The organism is Lishizhenia sp. (genome assembly GCF_033720595.1).
Classification (GTDB): domain Bacteria; phylum Bacteroidota; class Bacteroidia; order Flavobacteriales_D; family Crocinitomicaceae; genus Lishizhenia.
In genome coordinates, this window is sequence record NZ_JAWWCF010000135.1 from 1 (window position 1) to 8454 (window position 8454).

Here is an 8454-nt window from a genome sequence, read left to right on the forward strand (position 1 = left end):
ATTAAAGCTGAGGGTATAAACATGAATAATGATTTTGGATCATGGGCAGATTTCGATTTCAGTAACGACTATATACTTGATTCAACTTTTAATTCGTGGGATTCTACTTTTGATTCCTTCTCGTCAAGTTTCGATTCGGCAGGATGTTCTTCATACTCAAGTGGATGTAGTAGTTGCAGTAGTTGTAGTGGATGTAGTTCTTAATATTTTAAATATTTAAAAATCTTACTCGCTATCCCCCTAAATATCTAACCGTCTAAAAATCTAATTGTCTTTCTAGAAATCTAGGTGTCTAGCCATCTAGAAATCTAAAAAAGATTCATTCTAAACTCCTTTCTGCTTAACTTGTAGACATGGATTACTTCAATTTATCTACAGCGCGTTTGAACCTTCGTCCGATGGGAAAAGAGGATATAAACTCTTGGGCCGAATTTTTTGAGAACAACAATTCTTTGCACTTTTTAGGTATAGAAGCTTGCAAGACGCACAAAGAAATGGCAGAGGAGTGGATAGAGAAACAATTTCCACGCTACGAAAATGAAAATTTAGGCTTGTTGGCAGGTATAGATAAAGAAACGGGTGACATCGTTGGCGTTTGTGGAATTATACCTCGAGAAATAGATGGAAAAAAGGAGTATGAATTGGCCTATTCCGTAAAACCTAAATACTGGCAGAAAGGTTATGCTACCGAAATGACGGCTTGCGTAAAGGCGTATGCAAAGGATAAATTAAACATAGACAGAATCATTTCCATTATCCATGTTGAGAACAATGCTTCAAAGAAAGTTGCGTTGAAAAATGGAATGGAAAGCACAAAGAAAACTACCTATTTAAATATGCCCGTAGAAGTATTTGCCCTAGGGTTGAAATAAGCCTTTTGGAAACTTAGAAATTCATTACTAAGTCAGGTAATTCTTCTAAATCAGATATTTTTAAAACACCATTGCGCTGAGTGAAATTTTCTTCGGGGTCAAACAATACACCTTCAATACCTACAGCTTGTGCACCCAATACATCTACATGTAAATCATCACCTATCATCAATGATTCATGTGCCTTGGCTCCGGCAGATTGTAAGGCGTGTTCAAAAATACTTGGGTGGGGTTTGTTTTGTCCAAATTCATCTGAACACACAATCACATCAAAATAATCAATCAATCCACAGTTGGTGAGCTTAATATATTGCGCTTCACTAAAACCATTGGTGATGATGTGCTTTTTAATGCCCCATTCTTTTAAAGTTGATAGTGTTTCCAAGGTATTGGGGAATAGTTCTTTTTGATAAGGCGCTCTAGAGATGTAGAAGTCTCCGGCCTCATGCAAATGATTTTCTTGGGCTAAGTCTATACCCAAAGCCGTAAAACTATCTTTAAATCGACCAACCCTTAATTCTTCTTTGGTGCAGTATCCTTTGCGGTAACGCTTCCAGTAGTTGTTGTTAATGGCCTTGTATTTTTTCACGAACTGCTCAGGAGTAATGGCGTGCTTAGCCAATTCGAAATTGTCGTGCAATTCAAATAAAGCTACCTCCGAATTTTTTTCAAAATCCCAAAGTGTTCTGTCTAAATCAAAAAATACGTGTTTAATTTTCATCTCTCTCCGCTATTAATTCGCTTTCACATCAACCATTCCTCCTACAAAGTACCAAATACAGCACAACAAGAAAGTGTTCAATACAATACCTGCCAAGATGAGGTAAGGTGTTTTCTTATGATGACCGTAAAACTTTGCGCAAATGATGGAGCCAATGGGAATACTTAAAAACAAAGGTACCAACCAACATGTAATGTAAATCCCTAAGGTCGTTTTTACTTTAACAATGGTTTTATTGAGTCGCGTAAAATTCTTGGGACGTTTGTAATTAGGATCATTGGTCGCCAAGGCCTTTTTATGTTTCTCAACCTTTTTAGCATGATTCCTACGCATGAAATACTCACTCATGAAATAGAAAATTCCCCATGAAATTAAGGCTCCAATTAAGGTGCTAAAAAAAGATTCTAAGAAAGTTAAACCCAACTTTTCACCGGCTAGGGGTGAAAACATAAATTTGAATGAAGCCAAACCTATGATGGTGAGGTATTTCCACATAAAACGTTATAATTTATCTCCAAATGCAATGTCGCCTGCATCTCCACAACCCGGAACAATATAAGAGTGTGCCGTAAGCTCATCATCTATAGCTCCTACCCAAATTTCCGTGGTTGGCGGTAAATGCTTTTGCACATATTCTATTGCTTCCGGTGCGGCAATGCCTGCAATAATATGAGTTTTTCTTGGATTACCGTTTTTTAAAAGTTCTTTATAAACCGTTACCATGGAACTACCTGTAGCCAACATGGGGTCAGAAATAATCAAGTCTTTCCGATCGATGCTTGGGGCTGCCAAATATTCTACTCTTATTTCAAACTCTTCGCCACTTTTGTGCTTTCTATAAGCACTAACGAAAGCAGAATCTGCTTTGTCAAAAATATTCAATAATCCTTGATGCATAGGTAAACCGGCGCGTAAAATCGTGGCTAAAACTAACTCTGTATCCAAAGTGTCAACTTTCGCAATTCCTAGAGGCGTAGTTACTTCTTTTGTAGAATAATTTAATTTTTTAGACACTTCATATCCTAAGAGTTCTGCCGTCCTTTCTAAGTTGCGACGAAAACGCATGGAATCTTTTTGAATATCTACATCCCTGATTTCTGCCATGAAATTATTGAAGATAGAATGTGTTTTACTGAGATCGTGAATCATAGGACTTTTGTTTGTATTAAAGATATTAAATCTTGTGCTAAACTCCCCGAAAAATTAGTTTTAATCTTTAGTTGCTTGACGCTGATGTTTTTAACGAATTCTTGGACTTGATTTGGAGCGAAATTTTACTTGATTTCAGAAAAATGAGGCCTATTTTGAGGGTTAAAAGTGTGGCTTTGACAGACCTTGGATTTCAACTTTTTGATAATTGTCATTTAGAGGAAACTTTTTAGGGTGAAAACATTTTTATTCTTTGCAATCCAAGTTATTTTTGCGCTATGTCTGATAAAAGCGCTAGAAAAGTAGATTTTGGTATTTTCAAAAGGTTGTTAGCCCATGCTAAACCTTACCGTTTGTACCTCATTTTATCTTTACTTTTTACTGTAATTCTTGCGGGACTTGCTCCGCTAAACCCTTCAATATTGGGGTATGCGATCAATACCTATGCAGTGGCAGAGGAAACGCAAAGTGCAGAGAAGTTGATGTACTGGATCATGTTGGCAGGAGGTATACTTATGCTACAGGCTGTATTCATGTATTTTTCTACCTATTTCTCAAATTTATTGGCGCAGTCTATCATTAGAGATTTACGTAAGAAGTTGTATCGACACATGGTTGGTTTTAAGATGAAATACTTCGATAAAACTCCCATTGGAACTATTGTTACCAGATCTGTATCTGATATTGAGGCAGTATCAGAAGTATTCTCCCAAGGGTTGATTAACATCATTGGAGATTTGTTATCGTTAACGGCCATTTTAGGATTCATGATTTACATGGATGCTACCCTAACGTTATTGGTATTGATTCCTATCCCTTTGCTTTTAATTGCAACAAGAATATTTGCCAAAGCCATGAAGTCTGCTTTTCAGAAAGAACGTGTGGCAGTGAATCGATTGAATACTTTTGTTCAAGAGCGTTTAACAGGTATGGCGATTCTACAGATGTTCAGTAGAGAAAAAATTGAATCAAAAAAATTTGATACAATTAATAAAGCCCACTTAAAATCACACATAGATGCGATTTGGGCCTTTTCTATTTTCTTCCCCTTGGTAGAGATATTAAGCTCACTTTCAATTTCAGCCTTGTTGGTTTATATGGCTGTTTTGGTGTCTGGAGATGACATAGAAAGCAAAACAAATTTGGTAGGAACGGTACTTTCTTTTACCATGTATGTAAGTTTGTTGTATAGACCTATTCGTCAATTAGCAGATAAATTTAATGTATTGCAACGTGGTATCGTTAGAGCAGAAAGAGTATTTGAAACCTTGGATTTAACAGATCACATTGACAATTCTGGAGATGTTGATCAAGTAGATTTCCAGCAGACCATTCATTTGAAAGACGTAAGTTTTGCTTATGTTAAAGAAGATTGGGTTTTGAAAAATATCAATTTGGAAATAAAGCCAAACTCTACCGTTGCGTTTGTAGGAGCAACAGGGGCTGGAAAGTCATCTATTGTGAATTTGTTAGCGCGTTTCTATGAATTCCAAAAGGGGAGCATTAAGGTAGGAGATGTAGATATACGCGAAATGAATTTGGCTTATTTGCGAAGAAATATATCTATTGTTTTGCAAGATGTTTTCTTGTTTTCGGATAGTATTCACAATAACATTACCTTAGGGGATGAGAGTATTTCTCGAGAACAAGTAATTGAAGCTGCTAAGGAAGTTGGTGCACACGATTTCATTATGCGTTTGCCAGGTGATTACGATTACCAAGTAGGAGAACGTGGAGGAGTGTTGTCGGTAGGACAAAGACAGCTACTTTCTTTTATTAGAGCTTACGTTTACAACCCGCATATATTAGTTTTAGATGAAGCAACATCTAGTGTGGATGGAGAAAGCGAAGAACTGATCCAAAAAGCAACGGAGAAGTTAACTCAAGGAAGAACAAGTATAGTCATAGCACACAGACTATCAACCATACAGAATGCCGACAAAATAGTAGTGTTGGAAAAAGGAGAAATCGTTGAACAAGGAAACCATCAAAGCTTATTAGAGCAAAATGGATACTACAAAAACTTGTACGAAAAGCAGTTTCTCGAGAATGAAAAATAAACAAGATGAATGATTTAGTAGGATTAAAAGTAGGCGGTGTTCCAGAACACTTTAACCTGCCATGGAGATTAGCCATAGAAGATGGAAAGTTCAGAGAAGTGGGGTTACGACTGCACTGGGAAGACATGGGAGGAGGAACGGGCCAAATGATCCGAGGTCTCGAGCAAAAATCTATAGACGTTGCGGTATTATTAACAGAAGGTATTACCAAAGCTATTTTGCAAGGATTAGATGCGAAAATCATTCAGGTTTATGTTACCTCACCTTTGCGTTGGGGAATTCATGTTCCTTATCATTCAGACATTCAAAAGGTGGAAGACTTAAAGGATGGAACTTATGCAATTTCACGTTCTGGTTCTGGGTCTCAATTGATGGCTTATGTTTTGGCAGATCAGCAAGGATGGCCAACCGATAACTTAAAATTCAATGTAATTGGAGATGTTTACGGTGGTTTATGGGCTTTAGAAAACAACGAAGCGCAAGCCTTTTTATGGGAGAAATACACTACGCACCCTTACACGGAACAAAAGAAATGTAGATACATAGACGAGGTGGTTACACCTTGGCCTTGTTTCTGTATTGCGGTAAGAACTGATGTTTACGAAAAACATTTCGACAAGTTAAAAGAGATGTGTGAGGTGGTGAACCATAAAGCAGAGGAGATGAAAACCATGGAAAACATCATTGATGTTATTTCTTGGAGATATAACCTGAGAAGCTCTCACGTACAAAGTTGGTTAAACGAAACCGAATGGAACTACAAGGGAATTGAATATCCTTTGGCTTTCGAAAAAACGGTGCGTTACCTTAAGAAACTTGGATTGATTACCGAAGAAGAATCAACAGATTTCAGAGAAAAACTATTTTAGTAGCCCATAAAAGCGAGCGCATAAACATGAGTAAAACAGGTGTAAAGTATTTCGTAGAACAATGTAAATTGAACAATTTGAGAAATGTAGTTATTTCTCCAGGTTCCAGAAATGCTCCCCTAACCATTGCTTTTTCAAGTGATGATTTTTTCAATTGTATTTCCATTCCAGACGAAAGAAGTGCAGCCTTTGTGGCCCTTGGAATGTCCGAACAATTAAAAGCACATGTTGCAGTACTTTGTACCTCAGGTTCTGCTTTGTTAAACTACACTCCAGCAGTTTCGGAGGCTTTTTACAGAAGTATTCCGTTAATTGTTATATCTGCAGATAGACCCAACATGTGGGTAGATCAGGGAGATGGACAAACCATTCGTCAAACCCATGCGTTGGCCAATCATTTGCGTTTTGAAACGGAATTGAAAGAGCATTTAAAAGATTCCAACGATGTATGGGAATTGTGTAGAAAAACAGATCATGCTTTTCAGGTGGCTACAACTGCAGAAAAGGGACCTGTTCATATCAATTTCCCATTTACCGAACCTTTGTATGATATTTCTGAAGTAGACTATACTCCGCAAAAGCATATCAATTTTGTATCGCCTAAAATGACCTTTGATGCCCATCAATTGGAGCAATTCAAAGAAGTTTGGGATAGGTCAGAAAAGCGCATGATTATCGTGGGACAAATGCCTGTCAATCCAAAGTTGCAAGCGCAGCTGGTAGATTTGGCTACAGATACTTCAACCATAGTTTTGGTAGAGAATACAAGTAATTGTACCCACCGCAGTTTTATACAATGTATAGATAGAACGTTGAACAGTATTTCTGCAGAACAAGAAAAAGATTTTGCGCCAGATTTACTGATTACTATAGGTGGAGCAGTGGTGTCTAAGCGCATCAAAGCCTTTATACGTCGAAACGATATTCAAGAACACTGGAGGGTAAGTGAAGATTTCAATTTCATGGATACCTACCAAAAGTTGTCGGCAACCTTCCCCATGAAAGCAGAACAGTTTTTTGAGGAATTACCGTTGACCAAGTGGTCTAGAAATGCCAATAACTTTGGAGGGAAATGGAAGCAATTAGATTTGCAAATCCAAGCCCGACACGATGCTTATTTCTACGAAGCTCCTTATGCAGACATGTCCGTTTTTGAAATGTTGTTAGACTACATCCCAGAAAACTCTGTTTTGCATTTTTCTAATTCATCGGTTATCCGCTATGCCCAGTTGTTCGATGCTATTCCAAGTATAGAGCGTTATTGTAACCGTGGAACTTCAGGAATAGATGGATCTACGAGTACAGCAGTGGGTGCAGCATTAGCGCGTCCGGATAAATTGCATACGCTTATTACCGGAGACATTTCTTTCTTCTACGATTCTAATGCCTTGTGGAATAAAATTCTGCCGAGTAATTTGAGAATTTTCTTGATCAACAATGAAGGTGGAGGTATCTTCAAAATCATTCCTGGTCCGGGCACTACTCAAGCTTTGGATGAATTCTTTACCACGCGTCATCAAACCAAGGCCGAGTATCTGTGCAAAGCCTATGATGTGAATTATTTCCAAGCAGACGATTTGCAGAAGATAGATACACAAATGGAAGATTTCTACGCCAAGTTAGAACGACCAGCTGTGATGGAAATCTTTACGCCGTACGAAGAAAATGACAAAGTGTTAAAAGCTTATTTCGATTTCGTAAAAGTAAAGTAGGAGCCTTTCCGAGGTGAGCTCGGAACCGCGCTTTCCAGTATAGTCCCCAAAAGATAGTTTAAGTCGCAATACAAGCTACCATCACTTCCGCTGGTCGTAAGGGTAGCTCGTTGCTTACTAAAACCATATTCTGGGGAGCTGTCCTTCCTATCGCTAGGCCTTATAAAAATTGAAAATAGATCCCTATACTATGAAAGTAAACAGGAGATTCCGGTTTGAAACCTGGTCCAACTGGAACGGTAGGATTGTGTAGTTTTTCCGTTAATCCAAAGCTGTACCTTAGTTCAGTTTGCAAATCGAAAAACTGAAACTTGTTCAATAATCCTAATCCAAAATTCAAAGAGAAATTATTACGCTTTGTATAATCTGTCCCCAATACAGGAGAACTAAGCCTTCTCTGATAGGCGGGAGCAAAACTAAAGAATAGAGAATTTTCATCCTCTTTGAGGTAATAATTCAATTTGGGTTGAAAATTCAAATAATAATCAAGTAGAGGATTGTCTTTATGGCGTGCACTCGAATAACCAAATGAGATTACAGGATTGAAGAAAAGATGATCGCTTAGCGCTCGTTTCGTGCTAATCCCTAATTCATATCCAGGACCATTTGATTTGTCACGTCCAATTACATTGCTATAGTTGGCGCCTACTTCAAAACCATAACTCCATTTTTTGTCTTTTTCCTGTGCGAAACTCGATAAGGCAAAGCTCAGCAGTAAGATACTTGTTAACTTTTTCATTTTTCATTGTGTTTTGGGTTAAGTAGTGTATTTACATATACTGCATGTTGCTTTTATCGATTGAAAACAAAACGTCATTTCTTTTCGCTTATTATATTAGTTCAGAATTTAAAATGATATGCGATGAGGTTCTTTAGTTTTGTAAGTGTGTTACTACTGGTATTTCAGGTTTTTACAGTGGATGCTCAAGTTTCTGAAAAAACAGATTTAGTAATCGGGGATAAACACCTCTTGCGTTCACATATTCTTGGGGAAGATCGTGTTATAAATGTTTATCTACCAGATGACTACAACGATACCATGGCTTATGATATCGTCTATCTTCTCGACGG

Annotated in this window: 10 protein-coding genes; 6 read left to right on the forward strand and 4 right to left on the reverse strand. The window is 37.7% G+C overall.

The annotated features are described in order from the left end of the window. Window positions 1-204 (forward strand): hypothetical protein (locus R3333_RS10070; RefSeq protein WP_318958666.1); only part of this gene is annotated, 204 nt, incomplete at its 5' end. A 149-nt stretch (window positions 205-353) separates the two neighbouring features. Further along, the gene (locus R3333_RS10075; protein ID WP_318958667.1) at window positions 354-872 is read left to right on the forward strand and encodes a GNAT family N-acetyltransferase; all 519 of its coding nucleotides are present in this window, start codon (window positions 354-356) and stop codon (window positions 870-872) included. A 13-nt stretch (window positions 873-885) separates the two neighbouring features. On the opposite strand, the gene R3333_RS10080 is transcribed toward R3333_RS10075, so the two are convergent. The 3 genes from R3333_RS10080 to upp are packed head-to-tail and all read right to left on the reverse strand — an operon-like array spanning window position 886 to window position 2742. Then, on the reverse strand, window positions 886-1593 hold the full coding sequence (locus R3333_RS10080) for a YjjG family noncanonical pyrimidine nucleotidase (protein WP_318958668.1): 708 nt from the start codon (window positions 1591-1593) through the stop codon (window positions 886-888). A 12-nt stretch (window positions 1594-1605) separates the two neighbouring features. Further along, window positions 1606-2088, reverse strand: a complete 483-nt coding sequence (locus tag R3333_RS10085; protein ID WP_318958669.1) for a hypothetical protein — start codon at window positions 2086-2088, stop codon at window positions 1606-1608. Between the two features lie 6 nt (window positions 2089-2094). Next, window positions 2095-2742 carry a uracil phosphoribosyltransferase gene (gene upp, locus R3333_RS10090; protein WP_318958670.1) on the reverse strand — a complete coding sequence of 216 codons (648 nt, stop codon included), beginning with the start codon at window positions 2740-2742 and terminating at the stop codon, window positions 2095-2097. Window positions 2743-3020: 278 nt separating this feature from the next. On the opposite strand from upp, the gene R3333_RS10095 reads away from it, so the two are divergent. Genes R3333_RS10095 through menD form a run of 3 tightly spaced genes read left to right on the forward strand, consistent with a single transcriptional unit; the run spans window position 3021 to window position 7383 of the window. After that, entirely contained in the window at window positions 3021-4802 is a 1782-nt protein-coding gene (locus R3333_RS10095) for an ABC transporter ATP-binding protein (protein ID WP_318958671.1), read from the forward strand. 5 nt (window positions 4803-4807) lie between these two features. Then, window positions 4808-5671, forward strand: coding sequence for a substrate-binding domain-containing protein (locus R3333_RS10100; RefSeq protein WP_318958672.1), 864 nt, complete (start codon window positions 4808-4810; stop codon window positions 5669-5671). 26 nt (window positions 5672-5697) lie between these two features. Then, on the forward strand, window positions 5698-7383 hold the full coding sequence (gene menD / locus R3333_RS10105; protein WP_318958673.1) for a 2-succinyl-5-enolpyruvyl-6-hydroxy-3-cyclohexene-1-carboxylic-acid synthase: 1686 nt from the start codon (window positions 5698-5700) through the stop codon (window positions 7381-7383). Between the two features lie 160 nt (window positions 7384-7543). On the opposite strand, the gene R3333_RS10110 is transcribed toward menD, so the two are convergent. Continuing rightward, window positions 7544-8122 (reverse strand): hypothetical protein, encoded by a 579-nt coding sequence (locus R3333_RS10110; RefSeq protein ID WP_318958674.1) that lies wholly within the window; start codon window positions 8120-8122, stop codon window positions 7544-7546. Between the two features lie 123 nt (window positions 8123-8245). On the opposite strand from R3333_RS10110, the gene R3333_RS10115 reads away from it, so the two are divergent. Next, window positions 8246-8454: alpha/beta hydrolase-fold protein (locus R3333_RS10115; protein ID WP_318958675.1), on the forward strand; the 209-nt coding region annotated here is incomplete at its 3' end.

What these genes read in the sequence shown, in the direction of transcription:
- R3333_RS10080 (WP_318958668.1), bottom strand. Translation starts at nt 1,593, where the DNA reads ATGAAAATTAAACACGTATTTTTTGATTTAGACAGAACACTTTGGGAT.
- R3333_RS10085 (WP_318958669.1), bottom strand. Translation starts at nt 2,088, where the DNA reads ATGTGGAAATACCTCACCATCATAGGTTTGGCTTCATTCAAATTTATG.
- R3333_RS10095 (WP_318958671.1), top strand. Translation starts at nt 3,021, where the DNA reads ATGTCTGATAAAAGCGCTAGAAAAGTAGATTTTGGTATTTTCAAAAGG.
- R3333_RS10100 (WP_318958672.1), top strand. Translation starts at nt 4,808, where the DNA reads ATGAATGATTTAGTAGGATTAAAAGTAGGCGGTGTTCCAGAACACTTT.
- menD (WP_318958673.1), top strand. Translation starts at nt 5,698, where the DNA reads ATGAGTAAAACAGGTGTAAAGTATTTCGTAGAACAATGTAAATTGAAC.
- upp (WP_318958670.1), bottom strand. Translation starts at nt 2,742, where the DNA reads ATGATTCACGATCTCAGTAAAACACATTCTATCTTCAATAATTTCATG.
- R3333_RS10075 (WP_318958667.1), top strand. Translation starts at nt 354, where the DNA reads ATGGATTACTTCAATTTATCTACAGCGCGTTTGAACCTTCGTCCGATG.
- R3333_RS10110 (WP_318958674.1), bottom strand. Translation starts at nt 8,122, where the DNA reads ATGAAAAAGTTAACAAGTATCTTACTGCTGAGCTTTGCCTTATCGAGT.